The organism is Roseofilum sp. KMC-1, from assembly GCF_057802075.1.
Genome location: NZ_CM173605.1, coordinates 3118397 through 3139516, shown reverse-complemented (window position 1 = coordinate 3139516; position 21120 = coordinate 3118397). Strand labels below are relative to the sequence as shown.

At 46.2% G+C, this 21120-nt stretch carries 24 protein-coding genes; 13 read left to right on the top strand and 11 right to left on the bottom strand.

Annotated elements, in window-relative coordinates:
• Nucleotides 1-2: 2 nt before the first annotated feature.
• On the top strand, nt 3-638 hold the full coding sequence (locus AC3FZD_RS14630; protein ID WP_488736744.1) for a peptidoglycan-binding protein: 636 nt from the start codon (nt 3-5) through the stop codon (nt 636-638).
• A gap of 127 nt (nt 639-765) precedes the next feature.
• Here the strand turns inward: AC3FZD_RS14630 and AC3FZD_RS14625 are convergent, their stop codons facing one another.
• Nucleotides 766-981 carry a hypothetical protein gene (locus AC3FZD_RS14625; RefSeq protein ID WP_488736743.1) on the bottom strand — a complete coding sequence of 72 codons (216 nt, stop codon included), beginning with the start codon at nt 979-981 and terminating at the stop codon, nt 766-768.
• Nucleotides 982-1213: 232 nt separating this feature from the next.
• On the opposite strand from AC3FZD_RS14625, the gene AC3FZD_RS14620 reads away from it, so the two are divergent.
• Both AC3FZD_RS14620 and AC3FZD_RS14615 read left to right on the top strand, forming a co-directional pair.
• Complete coding sequence (locus AC3FZD_RS14620; protein ID WP_488736742.1) at nt 1214-2170, top strand: alpha-E domain-containing protein; 957 nt, start codon at nt 1214-1216, stop codon at nt 2168-2170.
• A gap of 19 nt (nt 2171-2189) precedes the next feature.
• Nucleotides 2190-3050: a transglutaminase family protein gene (locus tag AC3FZD_RS14615; RefSeq protein ID WP_488736741.1), complete on the top strand. Its 861-nt coding sequence runs from the start codon at nt 2190-2192 to the stop codon at nt 3048-3050.
• Here AC3FZD_RS14615 and AC3FZD_RS14610 read toward each other — a convergent pair.
• The gene (locus AC3FZD_RS14610; RefSeq protein ID WP_488736740.1) at nt 3047-3814 is read right to left on the bottom strand and encodes a proteasome-type protease; all 768 of its coding nucleotides are present in this window, start codon (nt 3812-3814) and stop codon (nt 3047-3049) included. The two genes, AC3FZD_RS14615 and AC3FZD_RS14610, sit on opposite strands and share 4 nt — an antisense overlap.
• Before the next feature lie 98 nt (nt 3815-3912).
• Between AC3FZD_RS14610 and AC3FZD_RS14605 the strand changes: the two genes are divergently transcribed.
• The gene (locus AC3FZD_RS14605; protein WP_488736739.1) at nt 3913-4581 is read left to right on the top strand and encodes a PEP-CTERM sorting domain-containing protein; all 669 of its coding nucleotides are present in this window, start codon (nt 3913-3915) and stop codon (nt 4579-4581) included.
• Between the two features lie 73 nt (nt 4582-4654).
• Here the strand turns inward: AC3FZD_RS14605 and AC3FZD_RS14600 are convergent, their stop codons facing one another.
• On the bottom strand, nt 4655-5569 hold the full coding sequence (locus AC3FZD_RS14600; RefSeq protein WP_488736738.1) for a hypothetical protein: 915 nt from the start codon (nt 5567-5569) through the stop codon (nt 4655-4657).
• A 93-nt stretch (nt 5570-5662) separates the two neighbouring features.
• Here AC3FZD_RS14600 and folK point away from each other — a divergent pair, with 93 nt between their 5' ends.
• From folK to AC3FZD_RS14580, 4 genes are all read left to right on the top strand, one after another.
• On the top strand, nt 5663-6196 hold the full coding sequence (gene folK / locus AC3FZD_RS14595) for a 2-amino-4-hydroxy-6-hydroxymethyldihydropteridine diphosphokinase (RefSeq protein ID WP_488736737.1): 534 nt from the start codon (nt 5663-5665) through the stop codon (nt 6194-6196).
• A gap of 61 nt (nt 6197-6257) precedes the next feature.
• Nucleotides 6258-7145 carry a glycosyltransferase family 2 protein gene (locus tag AC3FZD_RS14590; RefSeq protein ID WP_488736736.1) on the top strand — a complete coding sequence of 296 codons (888 nt, stop codon included), beginning with the start codon at nt 6258-6260 and terminating at the stop codon, nt 7143-7145.
• A 10-nt stretch (nt 7146-7155) separates the two neighbouring features.
• On the top strand, nt 7156-8205 hold the full coding sequence (locus AC3FZD_RS14585) for a glycosyltransferase family 4 protein (protein WP_488736735.1): 1050 nt from the start codon (nt 7156-7158) through the stop codon (nt 8203-8205).
• Between the two features lie 35 nt (nt 8206-8240).
• On the top strand, nt 8241-9305 hold the full coding sequence (locus tag AC3FZD_RS14580) for a glycosyltransferase (RefSeq protein WP_488736734.1): 1065 nt from the start codon (nt 8241-8243) through the stop codon (nt 9303-9305).
• Between the two features lie 183 nt (nt 9306-9488).
• Here AC3FZD_RS14580 and AC3FZD_RS14575 read toward each other — a convergent pair whose 3' ends face one another.
• From AC3FZD_RS14575 to AC3FZD_RS14545, 7 genes are all read right to left on the bottom strand, one after another.
• Entirely contained in the window at nt 9489-10235 is a 747-nt protein-coding gene (locus AC3FZD_RS14575) for an SDR family oxidoreductase (protein ID WP_488736733.1), read from the bottom strand.
• 79 nt (nt 10236-10314) lie between these two features.
• Entirely contained in the window at nt 10315-11109 is a 795-nt protein-coding gene (locus AC3FZD_RS14570) for a YdcF family protein (RefSeq protein ID WP_488736732.1), read from the bottom strand.
• A gap of 62 nt (nt 11110-11171) precedes the next feature.
• On the bottom strand, nt 11172-11567 hold the full coding sequence (locus AC3FZD_RS14565; protein ID WP_488736731.1) for a RidA family protein: 396 nt from the start codon (nt 11565-11567) through the stop codon (nt 11172-11174).
• A 35-nt stretch (nt 11568-11602) separates the two neighbouring features.
• Nucleotides 11603-11926: a hypothetical protein gene (locus AC3FZD_RS14560; RefSeq protein WP_488736730.1), complete on the bottom strand. Its 324-nt coding sequence runs from the start codon at nt 11924-11926 to the stop codon at nt 11603-11605.
• A 5-nt stretch (nt 11927-11931) separates the two neighbouring features.
• Complete coding sequence (cysH, locus tag AC3FZD_RS14555; protein ID WP_488736729.1) at nt 11932-12690, bottom strand: phosphoadenosine phosphosulfate reductase; 759 nt, start codon at nt 12688-12690, stop codon at nt 11932-11934.
• Nucleotides 12691-12785: 95 nt separating this feature from the next.
• Nucleotides 12786-14180: a folate/biopterin family MFS transporter gene (locus AC3FZD_RS14550; RefSeq protein ID WP_488736728.1), complete on the bottom strand. Its 1395-nt coding sequence runs from the start codon at nt 14178-14180 to the stop codon at nt 12786-12788.
• Nucleotides 14181-14364: 184 nt separating this feature from the next.
• Nucleotides 14365-14775 carry a hypothetical protein gene (locus AC3FZD_RS14545; protein WP_488736727.1) on the bottom strand — a complete coding sequence of 137 codons (411 nt, stop codon included), beginning with the start codon at nt 14773-14775 and terminating at the stop codon, nt 14365-14367.
• A gap of 206 nt (nt 14776-14981) precedes the next feature.
• On the opposite strand from AC3FZD_RS14545, the gene glpX reads away from it, so the two are divergent.
• From glpX to AC3FZD_RS14520, 5 genes are all read left to right on the top strand, one after another.
• Nucleotides 14982-16019 (top strand): class II fructose-bisphosphatase, encoded by a 1038-nt coding sequence (glpX, locus tag AC3FZD_RS14540; protein WP_488740350.1) that lies wholly within the window; start codon nt 14982-14984, stop codon nt 16017-16019.
• A gap of 110 nt (nt 16020-16129) precedes the next feature.
• Nucleotides 16130-17428, top strand: coding sequence for a glutamyl-tRNA reductase (locus AC3FZD_RS14535; RefSeq protein WP_488736726.1), 1299 nt, complete (start codon nt 16130-16132; stop codon nt 17426-17428).
• Nucleotides 17429-17684: 256 nt separating this feature from the next.
• On the top strand, nt 17685-18584 hold the full coding sequence (locus AC3FZD_RS14530) for a Uma2 family endonuclease (RefSeq protein WP_488736725.1): 900 nt from the start codon (nt 17685-17687) through the stop codon (nt 18582-18584).
• A 76-nt stretch (nt 18585-18660) separates the two neighbouring features.
• The gene (locus AC3FZD_RS14525) at nt 18661-19233 is read left to right on the top strand and encodes a pilus assembly FimT family protein (RefSeq protein ID WP_488736724.1); all 573 of its coding nucleotides are present in this window, start codon (nt 18661-18663) and stop codon (nt 19231-19233) included.
• A gap of 155 nt (nt 19234-19388) precedes the next feature.
• Nucleotides 19389-20531, top strand: coding sequence for a citrate synthase (locus AC3FZD_RS14520; RefSeq protein ID WP_488736723.1), 1143 nt, complete (start codon nt 19389-19391; stop codon nt 20529-20531).
• 114 nt (nt 20532-20645) lie between these two features.
• Here AC3FZD_RS14520 and AC3FZD_RS14515 read toward each other — a convergent pair whose 3' ends face one another.
• Nucleotides 20646-21077, bottom strand: coding sequence for a hypothetical protein (locus AC3FZD_RS14515; RefSeq protein ID WP_488736722.1), 432 nt, complete (start codon nt 21075-21077; stop codon nt 20646-20648).
• Between the last annotated feature and the right edge of the window lie 43 nt (nt 21078-21120).

The window sequence follows — 21120 nt, the reverse complement described above, 5'->3', positions numbered from 1 at the left end:
CTATGATGGAATCCCTTGCATTGACCCATGCATCCCTGGCTTATGAAGATACAAGCCCTGGGCCACAGTTACGCTCTTTTGAGGCGATTGATTTATCCCTCCCTAAGAGTGCTGTAGGAATTTTGGCTTTAGGTATAACTCTATCGATTGTCGGTGCAGCAGAAAATGCCATGGCCTACCTCAGTTATGGAGACACGGGGCCGAGTGTTGTGGCGCTGCAAAATCAACTCAAAAATGCGGGTTACTTCCCTTCCTATGTTAGTTCCACCGGTTACTACGGTGAAATCACTTATAAAGCAGTAGCAGATTATCAGTATGATATGGGTCTAGCCGTAGATGGTGTTGCTGGCTCTCAAACCTTTGCAGCCCTTGGAGGTGGCGGTACTTACGCGACTTACACGACGACGACTTACACGACGACGACTTACACGACAACTTACACTAATGTACCCATGGGTTCCCATATGGTGGTAGCTGGAGCCGGTTTAAATGTTCGCTCTGGAGGGGATAGCTCCTTTGAGGTGATCGCTGGACTCAGCTATGGAGAATCGGTTAATGTGGAATACATTGACGATAGCGGTTGGGCTAAACTCGCTGGTGGTGGTTGGGTTGCCAGTGGTTATTTGGCGGCACTCTAATCTGTAATGTAGCAAGTTGATGATGGCGATCGCTCCTGTGGTATCGGTGCAGGAGCGATCGCTATTGTATACTCTTTTTTTAAAGATGGTATGAGTTATTATCAATTTCGGACACTGGGGTAAACCTTTAACCTGCCAAAGAAGAAGGAATTAAATGGACTTTACCTCGCTGTACCGCTCGCAGCAAACGGTTAATGGACTTGCGCTCATGGGGTTCTAGCTGAGAATAACTAGAAGCTAGTTGCAGGGTATGGTAATCAGCGAAAGAAACAACACCGGTTGCACCCACTGCGCCAAAAATGTCGGAAATGCGGTCAGATAACTTTTCGGTTGGAGATAACATGGCTTTTGGTCATCAACTCATCTTATATCCCTATTCTCTTCTGCTTTGGCTAACTGTGGGGTGATAACCCCCACACTAGGTTTGTGATTTACGTTGGATATGTTGGTGAGATGGGGAAGAATGTAGTTTAGACTTAAGATCCGTTTACAATGAGCAGAATTTTACCCATACGATCTGATAATACGGGAGTTAGAATTTTACTGCTGTTTCAGGTAAACGTTTCAGGTAAACTATGCTCAGTCGTGTAGCAGATGCAATCTACTGGCTCAATCGCTATGTGGAGCGGGCGGAAAATACGGCTCGCTTTATTGATGCAAATTTAACCTTAATTTTGGATTCTCCGGTTGGTATCGCTCATCAGTGGGAACCGTTAGTCATTACTACAGGCGATCGCCAAGTGTTTTGGGATCGTTATGGGGAAGCCACGAAGGAGAACGTGCGCCATTTTCTCACATTCGATGCTAAAAATCCTAATTCAATTCTATCTTGTTTATGGATGGCTCGTGAGAATGCCCGCTCCATTCGAGAGGTCATTTCTTCGGAGATGTGGCAGCAGATTAATGAGTTTTATTATATGGTTAAAGAGGCTTCACCGGAGACTTCCATGGTGGAGCTATCCGATTTTTATGATGAAGTGAAGCGCTGTAGCCATTTGTTTACAGGCTTGATGGATGCCACCATGTCCCATAATGAAGGTTGGCATTTCGGTTTAATTGGCCGATTATTAGAACGAGCAGACAAAACTTCGCGAATTTTAGATGTGAAGTATTTTATTTTGTTGCCTTCAGCTCAGGATGTGGGTACAACTCTAGATGAAATTCATTGGATTGCTTTATTAAAATCCGCTAGTGCTTATGAAATGTATCGCAAACAAATACACCGTCATAAAATCACTCCCATGGGAGTAGCTGGATTTTTATTGCTCGATCGCGACTTTCCTCGTGCAGTGCGTTCTTGTCTGTTTCGCTCTGAACAGTCTCTGCATAGAATCAATGGTACAGCGCCAGCCACCTGGAGCGATCCGGCGGAACGGGCCCTAGGTCGCCTGCGATCGGAGTTAGAGTATCTTACCATTGAGGAAATTGTTCATCAGGGATTACATGAATTTGTAGATCATTTACAACAAGAGTTGAATTTTGTGGGCGAGCAGCTTTATCAAAGCTATTTCTGTTTAGAGTCGGTGTGTTAAATCAAGAAAAGGCTAAAACATGCGCTATAAAATTGTCCACTCTACTCGGTATACTTATAGTGAGTTTGTGGCCCTGAGTCCCCATTGGCTGAGATTGCGATCGCGCTCCGATGGTCAACAAACCCTGCATCGCTTTCATCTAGAGATCGATCCCCCCCCTACGGGTCAATCCTCTGTTCTAGATACAGAAGGCAATGTGCTAGAAAAAATTTGGTTTGACCGTCAGGAACTCAGAGCGCTGAAGATTACCGCAACTTCAGAAGTCCAAACCCATTGCACGAATCCGTTTAATTATCTCTTAGAGCCTTGGGCGGTTCAATTTCCGATTGATTATTCCTCTAGTCTGCTGGCTCGGTTATCTCCCTATTTTGCACCCAGAACCTTACCGAGTCCGGTCGATCCAAGGGTCTATACTTGGGCAATGGAAATAGCCGATCGCGTCCAGTATCAAGTTGTCCCCTTTCTCAGTGCCATCAATCAGGACATTTATGAAAAATGCGATTATTATATTCGCGATACGGGCGATCCCTTTCCTCCGGGCATTACATGGGAGCAAAAAGGGGGAACTTGTCGAGATTATGCGGTTTTGTTCATAGAAGCATGTCGCGCTATGGGGTTAGCGGCAAGATTTGTCAGTGGCTATCAAGAAGGCGATCGCGATACGACAAACCGTCACCTCCATGCTTGGGCAGAAGTATACCTTCCTGGAGCGGGATGGCGGGGTTATGACCCCACCCTCGGTCTAGCAGTCAGCAATGGCCATATTGCCGTAGCAGCGAGTGCTATTCCCCAAAATACGGCTCCGGTTTCTGGCACACTACACCGCTCCCAGGTACAAAGTCAAATGGACTTTGATTTGGCGATCGCCTTTTTAGATTAATCTGTAGCTAAATCAATCTCTTCTCCCTGGGCATAATACTCCCAATCAATATTAGGAATACTTTCCACCGCATGATTAAGGGCGGCTTCCCAGGTTTTACGCAGTTTACCCAAATAGGGATCTCTCAGGGGTAGCTCAAGCTGGTGGCGAACTACAAAACTATCAGTTTCGTACATCACCAGATTGATAGGCGGCCCTACGGAAATATTGGATTTCATAGTAGAATCAATGGATAAAATCGCCGCTTTTGCTGCTACCTCTACCGGGGTATCAGAACGGAGAATGCGATCCAAAATCGGTTTACCATACTTAGTCTCCCCAATTTGTAAAAAGGGAGTTTCTGGAGTCGCTTGAATAGAATTTCCTTGGGTATAAACCAAATAAAGTTCTGGATCTTCTCCCTGAATTTGCCCCCCCACCAAAAAATTACAATGGTAGTCAATTCCATCCTTTTCTAACCAAGCTCGGTCTTGCTCTAGCAATTGGCGGGTTTTGCTCCCCACATAGCGGGCAATTTCATGGAACGTGGGCAGAGAATGCAAGTTAACATCCTGCTGCACCTTAATATCTTTCTTCAAACTGGAGATCACCGCTTGAGTAATGGAGAGGTTCCCCGAAGAACAAAAGATAATCACTCGTTCCCCTGGTAGGGAAAAATCAAACAACTTGCGATAGGTGGAAATATAATCCACTCCGGCATTAGTTCGCGAGTCTGCCGCCATTACAAGCCCAGAACGGGTGATAATGCCAAGACAATAGGTCATAGAAGCCAGATAACAACACCTTACTGATTGTACGGAATTTAGGGAATCTAGTATGGCTGAGGTGTATCTTTACCTATTGAGTTAATCGGGGAAAGGGTATGACTGCCCTCAAAACTACTGCTTTAATCTTTACAGGTGCTTGCCTGGGTCTCTGTTTGACTGCCTCTGCAACCTCAGCACTTCAATTTCACTTTCAATCTCCCGATGGTCGGATAAGTACGGATCTCTCCTTCGATCCGGATCGATTAATTTCCAGAGGAACTATAAATTCCTTCCCTGTCTATGACACTGTGATCGCTGCTTCGGTTAAGCAATCCACTTATCCTGGAGCTGCGACTAATCTTTACTCTACTTTTACAGCCAGCCTGACAAAATTACCTAATGCTTGGCAGATGATGCCGGTTTTCGGTGGGCCTTGGTCTTCATCCCCTTCTTATTCGCAATGGCCATCCACTGTCTTTGCTTATGCCTCTTTGTCTATGACCTTGCAATGTCCATTTGATTGGCCCTCTTGTGTGGGAGCCTTTGGGCAGATGAGAATGTATGCTTATAGTAGCAATTTGTTGTTGTATGATGGGCCGATACAACTGACGAGTATTTCTGAACCTTTAGCATTCCTTCCTCCGCCTTCACCCACTCCCACTCCCACGCCAACGCCAACGCCAGTAACGAATCTAGAGATTCCGACTTCAGTTCCTGAGCCTTCTACTGTATTGGGCCTGTTATTGTTGGGGAGTTGGGGATTCTTGAAGTCTAGGAGAATTTAAACCAGAGAGAGACTCAAGGCGATCGCCTCTTCATAGAATAGAGTTAGAGTCACGATTAGCTCCTCATCCCCCCCTATTGTCTTTTCTTGGTAAATCGCTCTAATAGATCTTCGCGAGACAGTTGTAGCAACAGAGGAGTAAACTCTGCTGATGGCAGAGTTGCTATTTCCTCCACTATGGCTGCCAGTTCCTCATCTACTTCTTGAAAACGGACGCGCAAAATATCTCCTATCAACCGGAGGATTGCTCGTTGTTCTCCCTCTTGTTCTCCCTCTTGTCGCCCTTCTTCACGCAGTTGGGCGATCGCCTCTTCATACAATTGAGTTAGAGTCACGATTAGCTCCTCATCATCTCGATCGGCTTCTTGGTTTTGCCGCGTGGCTAAAATAGTTAAAAGATTGTAGACCAATCTTATCACATTCCCTCGCCATCGGTTAGTTTGGGGTAAGCTCTGCAATTCTTGAATGGCTTGTTGTTGCACTGTTCCTCTTCCTAGAAGTCTTAACCATAAGGTTTCTGGCGTTCTCCGTAATTGATGGATAACGATGATGGCACTTTTATACAGATCGCCTAAATAATAGACTCCTAGAGGGCCATTTTCTGCCTCCTTTGCACGAGCATTATCTAGCAAATTCTTGGATGCGGTTGGCGTTAATATCCACAGTCTGGGCAGATCAGTTTCCCTAAATCTCCTGCTCTCTTGATCCCGTTCCCATTTGGCTTGCACCATGAATAACTTCAACAGACAAGTGCGAATCTCATTGGCGGTTATGGGATTACGAAAGGGTTCAAAGAGTGCTGGAGTAGCCATCAGTTGTCCCAATAATCCGAGTTCCCTGACATCGAGATCGCAAGAGGAGGGAGTAAACCAAACATCGACCTCGCGCACTTCTGAGGCAATCTTTTTACTGGTTTCTACTGTTCCGAACCGGGAGAGTAGTTCACTGAGGTAATCTTTGGCGAATTGATCGTGAATGAATCGAGTCACAATAAGCAGTTGAGCAACGAAATAAGATTATAAGCGATCGCCTTAAATAACCTGGTAGACTGTCGATCGCTACTCTCTACCAGGGAATAAAGGATGGTCACATCCAATCATGAGGAAACTCAAAAACCAACACTGAGCGCGATCGCCTTGGGAAGTAATTTGGGTAACTCGAAAGCGACCCTCAACAGCGCTCTAAGCATCCTAGATCAAACAACTGGAATTGCGGTTCAAACCTGCTCTAGTTACTACCATACTGCACCGATCGGGCCTGCACAACCGGATTTCCTAAATGCCTGTGCTATTTTGGAGGTAGAGCTAACGCCTCAAGCCTTACTCAAGAATTTACTCCGTATCGAACAGCACTTAGGTAGAGTCCGTCGAGAACGTTGGGGGCCTCGAACCCTTGATTTAGATATCCTGTTATTTGAAGATTTAATTCTCTCAACCCCTGAACTACAAATACCTCACCCCTGTATGACCGAGAGAGCATTTGTGTTAGTCCCATTGGCAGAAATTGCTCCAGAGTGGATAGAACCGATTTCTGGAGAGGCGATCGCCCAATTAGTTAAAAAGATAGACTGTTCTGGAGTCACTCTATCTATCAAGCAGGACTCCACACCCACTTAAAAACAGTTTCGGGATTCACTGCAAATATGGTTTGATGTAGAGAAACGCTCTAACTTTTATCATGTCCGACAAGACTCAACCCCTAGTCAGCATTATTATTCCAGCCTACAGAGCCACAAAAACGATCGCCTCTACGGTTAAAAGTCTCATTAATCAAACCTATACCCATTGGGAAGCGGCGATCGCCTCCGATGATAACATAAACTATCTGGCCCTCCTCACCCAACAAGGCATCACCGACTCCCGCATCAAACAAGCCTTCACTGGCAGCATCGGCAATGGAGAAGCCGTAGCACGCAATACAGCCGTCGAAATCAGCAACGGAGAAATTTTAGCCAACCTCGATGCCGACGATGCCTACAGTCCCAACCGTTTGCAAGAACTGGTTCCCTTAGTCCTAGAATATGGTGCAGCCATTGATAACACCGGGGTCTACAATACAGAATTGATCTTCTACAAACAGCCTTTTCCAGATCGCACTACCCTCACCTTTGCCACCCCCGATGACATCCTCAAACCCCGAATTCCCTTCTTCCCCGTCTTCCGTCGGGAATTTTTGGGTCAGGGTTGGACAAAAGTTCCCTTTGCAGCCGACGTTCTCTTTAACCTAGAACTCCTAAGTCGCATCCAAAAAGTAGCCATTCACCCCCAACCCCTCTATCAATATTACAAGCGCGAGAACTCTATTACCCAATCCACTAAAGCCTTTGAAACCGCCGAACGCTCCTATCAACAAATCCTCACCTTATTAGAAGCAGGAAAACTCGATCTCACCCCAGAAATTCGGCAAATAGCCTATGAAGAATTTTCTCAAAATTTACTCCTCAATCGGCTCTTTAGCCAGTATATGGAATCCGGACGATGCCAAAATCTTGAACAATTTCTCGACCTGACCGAAAATGGCCATGCCGATTGGTTAAAACCCGAATTAGAATCAGTTACCCTTTAAATTTTTGAAGATGAAATTACTTTTTGTCTCTAGTCCTGTCAGTTCCTTAAACTCCGGTCGTCTGGGAGGAGTCGCCCTAAATCTCAAGACCATCGCCACAGAAATGATCCAACGAGGGCATCAAATCCAAATCGTTGCCCCTAAAGACTCCGCAGTACCATCCCTACCCGTCAAAGAAATCCCTGGAGAACTGCAACCCTTAATCCCCGAACCTACCTATAACGACCCCGTAATTATTCCCCATAATTCAGTTTTGGCCAATATGTGGGATTATGCCCATCAAGTCCAGGCTAATTATGACCTAATTATTGATTTTGGTTACGAATGGTTGCCGTTTTATTTATCACCCTTCTTTAAATGCCCCGTTCTTCATTATGTCTGTATCGGTTCCTGGACTGGTGTGATGGATCGGGCGATTGAAAGGGTAGCACACCTCTGCCCAGGAACTCTGGGGGCCCATACCAAAGCTCAAGCTGCTACCTACTCAGTCGCCGAATCCTTTAGGATTTTAGGGGGTGCGATTGACTTAACTCAATATCAGTTTTGCCCAGAACCTGGGAATAGTTTAGCTTGGGCAGGACGAATATCAGCAGAAAAGGGACTCGAAGATGCAGTTGCTGCTGCTCAAAAAACAGGTATTCATCTACAAGTATTTGGCTATCTTCAAGATGCAGAATATTGGCAACAGATCTGCCGGGACTATCCCCAAGTTTCCATAGAGTATATGGGTTTTTTACCCACTAAAGACTTTCAAAACCAATTAGGAAAATGTCAAGCTTTACTGATGACCCATAAGTGGGTAGAAGCTTTTGGTCGCGTAGCACTAGAAGCCCTTGCTTGTGGGGTTCCCGTAATTTCTTATCGTCGCGGTGGCCCCTCAGAAATTGTGGTAGATGGTCGAACGGGTTGGTTAGTAGAACCTGATAACCTGGATGAATTAATTGCAGCTATCAAGGGGATTAAGCAAATCGATCGCCATCAGTGTCGCCAACGAGCAGAAACAGAATATTCGTTACCAGCGTTCGGCGATCGCCTGGAACAATGGTTTCAAAGCGTTTAAGATTGCCAATTCAGATCCATTAAGGTGATAGAAATATGAAATTAATGTTGGTTTCTAGCCCAATCGTGCCCATCCACTACAATCCTTTAGAGGGCGTAGGAGGAGCAGAACTAAATTTGTGCAATATTGCCCAAGAAATGATGAGGCGAAAGCATCAAGTGCAAATTGTTGCGCCCACAGGTTCCACAGATAAAGTATTGCCGATTAAACAAGTGGAGGGAGAACTCCAACCCTGTATTCCTACAGCCGAACAGGGAGGGCCGGCGATCGTACCTAATAATGCAGTTCTTGCCAATATATGGGATTATGTTCGTCAAGTTCAGGGTGATTATGACCTGATCATTAACTTTAGTCATGAATGGCTACCGTTTTACCTGTCACCTTTTTTTAGTCGTCCTCTTCTTCATTATGTTTGTATCGGAGCGGCGATCGCGGTAATCGATCGCCAGATCGAACAAGTTGCTTCCCTGTGTCCAGGAACCCTAGGGGCACATACAAGAACCCAAGCTGCTACCTATTCACGACCTGAAGCTTTTAGAATTTTAGGGGGTGCGATCGATCTTTCCCAATATGATTTTTGTCCTGAACCTGAAGACAGTTTTGCTTGGGCGGGACGAATTACCGCGAAAAAAGGATTGGAGGATGCGGTTATAGTGGCTAATACTACCGGCATTAAGCTAAAAATTTTTGGGTTTATGCAGGATCGAGAGTATTGGCAGTGGCTTGGCGATACATACCCGAATGCGCCTATAGAGTATATGGGCTTTTTACCCACCCAAGACTTTCAAAGCGAATTAAGAAAATGTCGAGCCTTGCTGATGACTCATAAGTGGGTTGAGGCTTTGGGTAGGGTAGCGCTAGAAGCCCTTGCTTGTGGCGCTCCCGTCATTTCTTATCGTCGCGGTGGCCCCTCAGAAATTGTGGTAGATGGTCAAACGGGTTGGTTAGTAGAACCCGATAACCTGGATGAATTAATTGCAGCGATTGAGCGGATTGATCAAATCGATCGCCATCAGTGTCGCCAACGAGCAGAAACAGAATATTCATTGCCAGCATTGGGCGATCGCCTAGAACAATGGTTTAAGGATGTTCTATATTGATTCTAGCCATAGCAATATTGCCATCTTTAGTCTCGAAATCAAGATTTAGGCGTTTTTCCCATCGTCTGACAATTTCTTGTTCGCCCTGACGATTATATCTTTCTGCTGCTCTATTATCTCATCGAGTTGAGGCAAAAAATTAGCTCGATGAGAAGATGATAATTGATGTTCCATAGTTGTCTACTAATTCAAAAGATATTCTCCACCATCGAGCGTAATTGTACTCCCCGTGAGAAAATCTTGTTGGAGTAAAAACAGGGCACAATCTGTGACTACTTGAGGATTTCCCGGAATTTTTAAGGGAATTCTCCGATTGGCATAATCTTGCATGAATTTTTCCGGGTCGGGATCGTTATGGGGTTCAAGAATTTGACCCAAGGCTAAAGCATTAACCGTAATTCTGGGAGCCAATTCTAAGGCCAACATTTGCGTCATATCCCACAATCCTCGCTTGGTTAATCGATAGGAAAAGTTACCCGGTTTAGGATGGGGAATCCGAGCATCATTAATATTGATAATTTTTCCTTGACTATCCGGGGGAAGCTGTTGGGCAAACCCTTGGGAAAGTTGGAATGGGGCGCGTAAATTAATAGCAAAAATTTTATCCCATGATTCTATATTAATCTGGTTAAATTGATCCTCTTGAGGATAAATAGAAGCACTATTAATCAAAATATCAACTTGACCGAAGACTTCAACGGCTTTAGGAATTACCCTATCGGTAGCAGATGCATCCGCTAAATCTGCTGAATAAGTAACTGCTCGTACTCCAAAAGATTCGGCTTTTTCCTTCACTTCAGAGGCAGCATTAGCTGAGTTTCCATAATGAATAAATACATCACAGCCCGCTTCTGCTAGAGCCAGAACGAGAGCGCGGCCAACGCGAACGCCACCACCTGTGATCAGGGCTACCTTATTTCTTAAGTTCATGAGATTAACTAATTATTTCCCTTTCTACTCATAACCACAAGATGATCCATTTTACAAGCTAGGCAGAGAAGGTTGGGGCTTAAATCCAGCCTTTGAGACCATAGATAAATAGGCCGATATATTCTTTTAAGGCATTGGTCGTATCTCGGAGACGACTGCTATCGGGAATCAGACTCAGTAGGGCAGATTCCCAGGTAGTATCGATTTCAGCCGGACTGCGACCGGGGGGACTGAGAAAGTCCGTAGGCGCGGGAATGGCTTCGATACCTTGTTTTTGGAAGACGAGGAGCGATCGCGGCATATGAGTAGCAGACGTTACCAACAATACCCTATTAATCCCCTCTTTGTCCAAAATTTGGCGTACATTCACCGCATTTTCATGGGTATTTAAGGAACTGGGGTCTTCTAAAATCGCCTCTTTGGGAACCCCCAAAGCAGTAGCAATTTTCGCCATATCTGATGATTCTGGCGGCCCCCCATCCTTCCAATCAATGCGTCCCCCCGTGAGGATTAACCGGGGAGCTTTCCCTTGCAGATACAACTGGGAGCCATGTAGAATGCGATCGCCAGCCTCCGAAACATCCACCCAAGGTCGGGGATAAACTTGTGCCTTAATCCCCCCACCCAACACCACAATCGCCTCCGCAGCAGGCAAATCATCTGGCGGAATATGGCGCAGCTCCAGAGACTGAATCAACTCTCGATTCACCCAACTATTCCCCCCCAACAATAACACCAACAGCGCCAAAGAAAGGGAAATCGCCGCTCTTTTCGGCCACCTCCACAACAGCACCAAAGAAACAATCATCAATACACAACTTAGCCCCATCGGGTAGACAAATAAGGGAAGTAACTTAGAGAGAAATAAAAACATAATGGTGCTTCATGCTAGTAATGGGTATATAGCGCAAAGTGCTAGGCAAAAGCTTGTATTGCTTAAATGTAGTCTGCTATCACCGCCTCTGCTTCAATCTCAACTAAAATTTTTGGATCAATTAATCGACTTACTTCAACCATTGTAGTGACCGGTTGAATCTCTCTAAAAAACTCTCCATGGGCTTGCCCAATCCTCTCCCAATCCTCAATATTGATAACATATATTCTTGTTCGTACCACATCTTCAAGATTAGCTCCAGCCTTGTGCAGTGCTGCTTCAATATTTCTTAGTGTTTGTACTGTTTGAGCATAAGCATCACCAGGACTAACAATCTCCCCTAATTCGTTAGTTGGAGTCGTTCCGGCTATCCAGACTTCATTTCCAACTCGAACTGCACGTGAATATCCCACAATAGGTTCCCAAGGAGTTCCGCTTGAAAAGTTTTGACGTTTCACATTGCTAACCTTTAATTTTTTCTACATCCTAACCATCACTTCCGCCACTTTTCTCCCTTCCTGCGATTTTGGGACAAAGAATTATTTTCTGCCCTTGGATCGGTCGGTAAACCACGAGCCTCCTCATTCACTTCTTCCTCAGTTTGCCAAGAGGTTTCAATCCACCAACTCGCCACTCCCCCCACCAGTCCCCAGAGTAAACTCATCAGGGGCGAAAAGTCCAGAATTAAAAAAGCAATCGTAAACCCCAAACCCATCAGCAATCCTGGCGGCAACTTTCCCCTGAATCGAGAAAATACAGAAGGGGTTAGCTTCACCGGAGAGGGAGAATGAGGAATCCGATCCCCTTCCTTGACCATAGCTCTTATAAACCACTAGAATCAAGACTTTGAGCCTCATCTTGACTCGTCGGTAAATGCAACCCACACTCTTGTTTAAGACCTTGGAAGCGCGTATCTCGTTCATGTTCATCATCCAAACTGAGCGGACGAGAAGAATGCCAATCTCCCACCGTCATATATCCCCGATCGAACAAAGGATGATAGGGGAGATCATGGGCAACTAAATACTGATAAACATCCCGCGAATTCCAATTGAGAATCGGTAAAACCTTATAAATATCCCCTTGACGGTTGATAAACTGTAAACGCTTACGATGATCGGTTTGATCGCGGCGCAAACCCGCTAACCAAGCCGTGACCTTAAGTTCCTTTAGCGCTCGTTGCATCGGTTCAACCTTGCGGAGTTGATCGTATTGATTGAGCGCCTCAACTGTACCTTGTTCCCAGAGCTTGCCATAAATCGCTTCCATATGGGCAGGACTCATGGGAGACTGGTAAATTTTCAGGTTCAGATTCAGCTTGTGGGTTAAATCATGGGCAAAGCGATAGGTTTCTGGGGGAAGATAGCCCGTATCGACCCAGACAATCGGGATATTGGGTACAACAGAAGTGACCAAATGGAGCATCACAGCCGATTGGATACCAAAACTGGTACTCAGGGCTAGACCTTCGCCAAACGTGCTGGCAGCCCATTGAACGATATCCCTAGCTTCTATATCCGACAGTTGTTGGTGTAGGGTTTCTGTATCAAGGTTAGGTAGCGCGGTGATAGTTGGATTCATTAATAATTCAGGTTCCTAATGGGTAGTCATGGACTTGATTATTGATATCAGGTTATCAAAGGATGGAGACCAGAGGGAAGAATTTAAACCTTAAGTTAACTGACGATTGATATTGGCTCTGGGGTGCTTTCCGGGTCATTTGCCCCATCTGGAAGAGGAAGGATTAGATTTTCTGCCACTTGTGGGGTGCTGAGAGTGTCGTCACTCGGCAGCAGTTTCAGCAAGGGAAGGGGCAGAAGGGAGGAGAGGTTGGTAAGGGTAACGAGTAGGGCGAGGTTATCGAAGGTGTTAGGGGTAATGCCAAAGCTATGCATGAGGATAGCACCTAGCTCTTGGGAGAGAACATGGGCTAGGTTGGCAATGGACATGAGGAGGGCAAATAGGGTGGCTTCGATACCGGGGGGGCAAAGTTTGGCGCAGAGAACGAGAACGGGCATAAAGGCAATTTCACCAATGACGGTGAGGATGACGCTATCTCCTAGGCTAAACCATTGATCGCCGATGCCTAAGAGCCGATTGCTATGGGTAATGAGGATAACTGGGGTGAAGCCAAACAGAACGGCAATTAGGGTACTCCAACCAAAGATTTTCCGAAAGGGAACGGCTTTGAGGAACCTTTGGAAAATCCAAATGCCGATTAATGCAGCAATGCTGGTGAATAGACGCACGCGGCCCAGGAATTCGGGTTGAAAGCCTAATTCGTTGGTAGTAAAGAAGAAAAAGGCGGAGTCGGAGGAGGGGGTGGCTTGCCAGAGGAAGAGAAAGAGGGTGGGTTTCCAGATAGAGGGGAGCAAGATAGCTTTTTTGAGTTGTCCGACCTGTTGTTTGATGGTCTGCCAAGCGGGGGTAAAGTCGGTGATGGGGGATTCAGCAATTAATGCTGCTGCGATGGCGACGATTAAGGGAAAAAGGGCGGTAAGGCTAAAGACTTGTTGGGGGGTGAGGATTTCGAGTAGCCATCCGCTTAAGTAGGCTGTGATTAATCCGCCCAGGGCTGATGTTGCCCAGCAGAGGGATTGTAAGGAGCCAACTTGACTGGTGGTTTCGCTTCTGCCTCGTTCGACTACCAGGGAGTCGGCAATTACATCACTGATGGCTACGGAGAGGGAGCTAAGGGCAATCGCCCCTGTCGCTGCTCCTGCACTATCGACTACTGTTGCCAACAGTCCCCAAGATAAACTGCCCATCAAACCGGACAAAATCAGATAGGGACGGCGACGATAGCCGAAAATGGGTAAACCATCAGAGATAAAGCCCCACAGGGGTTTAACGATCCAAGGGAGGGCGGCTACGCCAGTCAAGGCCGCAACTTGGGCGGGAGAGAGTCCTAAATCGTCTTTGAGAAAAAAGCTAATGGCTAATCGGGCTAGACTTAAGACCCCTTGGACGAAATACACCAGCAAAATGCCGAGTAATTCTGGGGTGGGTTCATTGCCCAATAGCAGTTTTTTAAACAGACTCTGGGAGCCAGGGGAGGAAAAGCCGATCATGTTACAAATCTTTATATTTCTTGGTAACCATGATAGCGCTCTTATTGGGTGGGAGTGGGGAATGGGGGAGTGGGGGAGTGGGGGAGTGGGGGGATAGGGAGATGGGGGGATGGGGAGAAATTGCCTGTTCCCAATTCCCAATTCCCAATTCCCAATTCCCAGTTCCCTGTTCCCTGTTCTCCGTCTAATCTCTCGATTTTCGGGCCCCAGGGGCGGCTGCGCCATAGTTGATCCGACAGCCAATATTAAAGATACTTGCGCCACACTCTAGTGGCACAACCTGATCGTTGAGAATGGCGCTACAGCTTACATACTGATCGCCATTGGTATCTTTAACCATGCATTCAATGGGGTTTGCGCCTGCTTGTGATGACCAGAGCCTCATCCCTAAACCAGCCACTTCATGTTGCCAAAAGAAAACTGTCAGAGCGATCGCCATCAGCACCACGCTTGCCAGTCCTACTTTGACTTGCCAACTGCCCAAGATATTGCCCAACTTCGTTTGCAGAGGTTCCAGAAAGCTGGTGTCCTCTTTCTTTTCCACCACCGTTTCCACCGGTTTAGGAGATTCTGAATTTCCTTGAGTTTCAGACATGGTATGGCTCCTGTAGTTTTTAGCTCAAGTGAGTCTTTGTCGATTAATTATAGGAGATTTGAGCCAAACGCCCAGAAGATGCAAAACTTAACATAATCTCAGAGACTCTCTCGTCGAACTTTGGCCCCAGACTCTGATAGACTGATACACTGAAACCGGCTAAATATAAGCATTTCACTGAATTACCTCTAGGGAGAAAAACCGTGATTGAGACTACGTTGGGATTAGAAATTATAGAAGTCGTTGAACAAGCGGCGATCGCCTCCGCTCGTTGGATGGGAAAAGGAGAAAAAAATACTGCTGACCAAGTAGCCGTAGAAGCCATGCGCGAACGGATGAACAAAATCCACATGCGCGGACGCATCGTCATCGGAGAAGGAGAACGGGATGACGCTCCGATGCTCTACATCGGCGAAGAAGTCGGCATTTGCTCCCGCGAAGATGCCAAAGAATACTGCAACCCCGATGAATTAGTCGAAATTGACATCGCCGTTGACCCCTGCGAAGGAACCAACCTCGTCGCCTACGGTCAACCCGGTTCCATGGCCGTACTCGCCATTTCCGAAAAAGGCGGTCTCTTCGCCGCTCCTGACTTCTACATGAAAAAACTCGCCGCTCCTCCAGCCGCTAGAAACCATGTAGACATCCGCAAATCGGCCACCGAAAACCTAAAACTCATCTCTGAGTGCCTCAACCGCTCCGTAGAAGAACTCGTGGTTGTGGTCATGGATCGCCCCCGTCACAAAAACCTGATCAACGAAATTCGCAGCGCTGGCGCTCGCGTTCGCCTCATTGCTGACGGAGACGTATCCGCCGCCATTTCCTGTGCCTTTTCGGGAACCAACATCCACGCCTTAATGGGAATTGGAGCCGCTCCCGAAGGAGTCATTTCTGCTGCTGCCATGCGCTGCTTAGGCGGTCATTTCCAAGGGCAACTGATCTACGATCCAGAAATCGTCAAAACCGGCTTAATTGGCGAAAGCAAACAAACCAACCTCGAACGTCTACACAGCATGGGCATTGAAGATCCCGATCGCGTATACAATGCTGAAGAACTCGCCTGTGGAGAAACCGTCTTATTTGCCGCTTCCGGCATTACCCCAGGAACCCTCATGGACGGTGTACGCTATTTCCATGGTGGCGCAAGAACTCACAGCTTGGTCATTTCCAGTCAGTCTAAAACCGCCCGGTTTGTAGACACCGTTCATCTGTTTGACTCACCAAAAAGCATCCAATTAAGATAGGAGTGCTTACCCCTCCAATTAAACTGAAGAGTATTCAGTTTAATTGGATCTATCTTTCGTTTATAATCTGCCCAAAATCTTAGCAAGTTGCCATTAACAAACATTAAAAAATGAATGTTGCAGTTATCGGTTTAAGTCATAAAACAGCCTCCGTTGAAGTTCGCGAAAAACTCAGTATTCCTGAACCCCAACTCGAACAAGCCATAACCACCCTCAAGCTCTATCCTCATATCGAAGAAGTAGCCATTCTCAGCACCTGTAACCGCTTAGAAATTTATGTGGTCATCGGCGACAATCAACAGGGAGTCTGGGAAGTTACCCAATTTCTTTCCGAACATAGCCAACTGCCTCTGGCTCAATTGCGTCCTCACTTGTTTATCCTCCTCCATGAAGATGCAATTATGCATTTAATGCGTGTGGCAGCCGGATTAGACAGCTTGGTACTCGGTGAAGGGCAAATTTTATCCCAAGTTAAACAAAGCCATAAACTCGGTCAACAGTATAAAGGTGTGGGTCGGATTCTCAACCGCTTGATGAAACAAGCCCTTACTGCGGGGAAACGGGTACGCACAGAAACCAATATTGGTACAGGAGCCGTTTCGATTAGTTCAGCAGCCGTTGAACTGGCACAAATGAAACTGGAAAGCCTGGAAGAATGCAAGATTGCCATTATCGGCGCGGGTAAAATGTCCCGGTTGTTGGTGCAGCACTTACTTTCTAAAGGCGGGACTCAAATTAGTATCGTCAATCGCTCTATGCAGCGAGCTGAAGAGTTGGCGAGTAAGTTTAGTGATGTTTCTATCACTCTTCATCCCATGGGAGAGATGCTAGAAGTCGTTCAGGGATCGGATTTAGTCTTTACCAGTACCGGAGCAACTCAACCCTTATTAAATCGTGCTAATTTAGAGCCAATTGTTAACCCAGAAAAGCCCTTAACTTTGATTGATATTTCCGTTCCTCGGAATGTGGCTGCTGATGTGAGTGAGTTGCCCTCAGTCAAACCCTATAATGTGGATGACTTGAAGGCAGTGGTGGCCCAAAATCAGGAAAGTCGCCGTCAAATGGCGATGGAAGCGGAAAGCTTATTAGAAGAAGAAGTCGAAGCTTTTGAGGTGTGGTGGCGTAGTCTGGAAACCGTACCCACGATTAACTGTTTGCGTCATAAAATTGAGACCATTCGCGAGCAAGAGTTAGAAAAAGCCCTTTCTCGTTTGGGGTCTGAGTTTGCAGAAAAACACCAAGAAGTGATTGAAGCACTCACCCGTGGAATTGTGAATAAAATTCTTCATGATCCTATGGTGCAATTGCGAGCGCAACAGGATATTGAAGCCCGTAAGCAAGCGATGGAAACCTTGAATATGTTGTTTAATTTAGAAATTGATGCGGCTTCTAGTAATCAATATAGCTAGAGGGAACAATGAATAATTAACAATTAATAATGAATAATTATTCATTATTAATTGAGATTTTATCGCCATCCTAAACCATGGGTAAACATTTTGCCCTCATCCCCCTGCCCCTTCTCCCACGGGAGAAGGGGAGGATAGGAGAGGTTTTGTGAAGCGCTAAGAAGTGGCCTCAATCAAACGCACTACTGTTTATCAACCTCCAACGCACTACAATGAAGAGAAGCGACGCAGCCGAAGCGCAGAGGAGGATTGTGCTATGACTCAAAGTGCCGAAAAGATTATATTACCGCCTCCTTTCCCTGACCATACGCAACTGCCAGAGGAGGATGGTACTTTTGTGAAAAACTTTCAGGAGCATCCCCAGAGTATTTTACTGACGGATTCCTTGGGGCCAATTTTAGAACAACGACATCCAGATGGGCAATATGCGATCGGTCAGGATAGTGGCATTTATTGGCGGGAAACCAACCCACCCCAAGAGGGAGCAGAAGCACCAGATTGGTTTTACGTGCCCAATGTCCCTCCAGATATTAATGGAAAATACCGCCGTTCTTACGTTTTGTGGCGGGAATTTATTGCTCCCTTAATTGCCATAGAATTGGCTAGTGGTAATGGGGACGAAGAGAGAGATACAACGGCTTTATCGCCACAAAATTTAGATGAGGGAAAACGACCGGGAAAGTTTTGGGTGTATGAGAATATTATCCGCATTCCCTATTATGGGATTTATGTGATTCAAACGGGAGAATTAGAAGTCTATAACCTAATTCGTGGCTCTTACCAACGGATGAGTCCGAATGAGCGGGGACATTATCCCATTGAGCAATTGGGAGTAGAGTTAGGCTTATGGCAAGGAAACTATCAGAATCAGCACCAACTTTGGTTGAGATGGTGGAATAGTGAGGGGAATTTGTTGCTGACGGGATGGGAGCAAACGGCGCTCGAACAGATGCGGACTGAACGAGCGGAGTCTCGCGCTCAGGAAGCGGAATCTCTTGCTCAACAGGAGCGAGAACGCGCTCAGGAAGCGGAATCTCGCGCTCAACAAGTTCAGCAAGCAGCAGTTTCTCGCTTATTAGCCATGGGACTGAGCGCAGCAGAGGTGGCTGAAACCCTTAATTTAACGGTCGAACAAGTCAATTTAAGTCAAAATTAAGATTCTGTAGGGTGATTGTTCTGGGATTATGGTATAATTTATGGGTGTACTGATTTCATAATTATTCCAGTCACCAATGTTGAGAAGTGGGTGCAGAGAATCAGGTTTTACCCTGATTGAGGGATTGGTGGTGATTGCCATAATCAGTATTTTAATGGCGATCGCCCTACCGAGTTATTTGCGGTTCGTCCAGATTCAGCGCCTCAACTTAGCCAGAGAACAGATTCATCTCGCCCTCAAAGAAGCCCAAAGCAACGCCAAACGGGACAAAATCGTGTGGCAAACCAGTTTTCGGAATAACCCCCATCCCCAATATAGCGTGCATCAACGATTACCCAATGGCTCCGATTTAACCCACTTAAATTGGCAAGATTTAGATCGGAATATGCTCATTATCGATGGCAATAATCAAAATGAAACCACATTTTATCAATATACCAGTGGTGTAAATAAAGGCATCTGGCGGATGCAATTTAATCATCACGGTCATCCCAACGGTCAACTAGGTAGAATTACAGTAGGCTTTAAGGATAGCGATCCAGACAATAAGCACAGACCTCTGCGGTGCGTGATTGTCTCCACCTTATTGGGAGCCATGCGAACATCCCATGAACAAACGACGAAACAGGATGGCAGATATTGTTATTAGCCGAAGATAGCCGAAGGGATGACTAGAGAAGGCTCGGTGGGGTTCTAGGATCAGAATTTTTTCCAGAATTGGAATTTTGTGTAAATGGGCATACATTTTCTAAATGGTTCTGGTACTCTGAGACAGTACACTTCACAGGCATGGTAAAGAAAACTATGGCGACAATCGCTTGTGAGTATAAGCCAGGGTTAGAAGGCATTCCCGCAAGTCAATCAGGCATTAGCTATGTTGATGGGGGAAAAGGGCTTTTGGAATATCGAGGCATTTCCATTACCGAACTAGCCCACAAAAGCAACTTTATTGAAACGGCCTATCTCCTCATTTGGGGCACACTCCCCACCAAAGAGGAATTGGCGCAGTTTGAAGACGAAATTCGTCATCATCGACGTATTAAATACCGGATTCGGGACATGATGAAATGCTTTCCCGAATCTGGACATCCCATGGATGCTCTGCAAGCCTCAGCAGCAGCATTAGGCTTATTTTATTCCCGTCGTGCTTTGGATGACCCTCAATACATTCGGGATGCCGTGATTCGCTTAATTGCTAAGTTACCCACCATGGTAGCGGCGTTTAAGTTAATGCGTAAGGGAAATGATCCCATTCAACCGCGCGATGATTTGGATTATGCGACTAACTTCTTATATATGTTGACCGAAGAAGTCCCCGATCCGATCGCCGCCAGGGTATTCGATGCCAGCATGATCCTTCATGCCGAACATACCATGAATGCCTCAACTTTCTCAGCGCGAGTCACTGCTTCCACCCTCACAGATCCTTATGCAGTGGTTGCTTCTGCGGTTGGAACCCTAGCCGGGCCTCTCCATGGAGGAGCCAATGAAGAAGTTTTAGAAATGCTAGAGGAAATTGGTTCAGTGGATAATGTACGGCCTTACATTGAAAACTGTATTGCCAACAAGAAGAAAATCATGGGTTTTGGCCACCGAGTGTATAAAGTCAAAGACCCCAGAGCCAAAATTTTGCAAGAATTAGCGGAACGGCTATTTAAGCAAAAAGGGCACGATCGCTATTACGATATTGCCGTTGAAGTCGAAAAGGTTGTAGAAGAAAAGTTAGGAGGCAAAGGCATTTATGCCAATGTAGACTTCTACTCTGGACTGGTGTATCGAAAAATGGGTATCCCCAGCGATTTATTCACCCCCCTGTTTGCCATGGCACGGGTGGCGGGTTGGTTGGCTCACTGGAAAGAACAACTGGGAGAAAACCGGATTTTCCGACCGACTCAGGTCTATGTGGGGAACCATGAGGCTGAGTATCTTCCCATGTCTGAACGATAACTCAGAGGGCGATCTCGTCATTAGACTTCCTCTTTATACTCTCTATAGAAGTGGGTTAACCTGGATCTGCGGGTTAACCCCTTTTCTGAGTCATATCAAGTCCCCTTGTCGATTTCAGTCATCGGCAGCATCATCTTCCTGCTCCTGTTGATTAAGCAGAATATCCAGGATGCGCCGATTCTCCGTTTGCAGTCCACGAGTCTCTTCTTGGAGTCTCCGAATCTCTTCTTGTCGTTGATCCATTCTCTCAAATAACTGTCGCCGCTCCTCCCCGGCTTCGGCTGCGGCATTGGCTAGAGCTTGAATCACACGAGCATTACTTTCGATCAGGCGATCGTGTCTTTCGGCTCTCTCATGATGACTTTCAATCAGGCGATCGTATCGATCCAGCTTTTCCCTCGTTTCTGCTGAGGCATGGGTTAGAGCTTCAATCAGGCGAGCATTACTTTCCAGAATGCGCTCATGTCTATCGGTTGCACGAGCATTACTTTCAATCAGATCGGCTAAACGGTCTAACCGCTCATCATCCCAACGCTGTCTAGTCATCGATTTTTTCCTTAATCGCTCCTATCATTATTTTGATCTTACA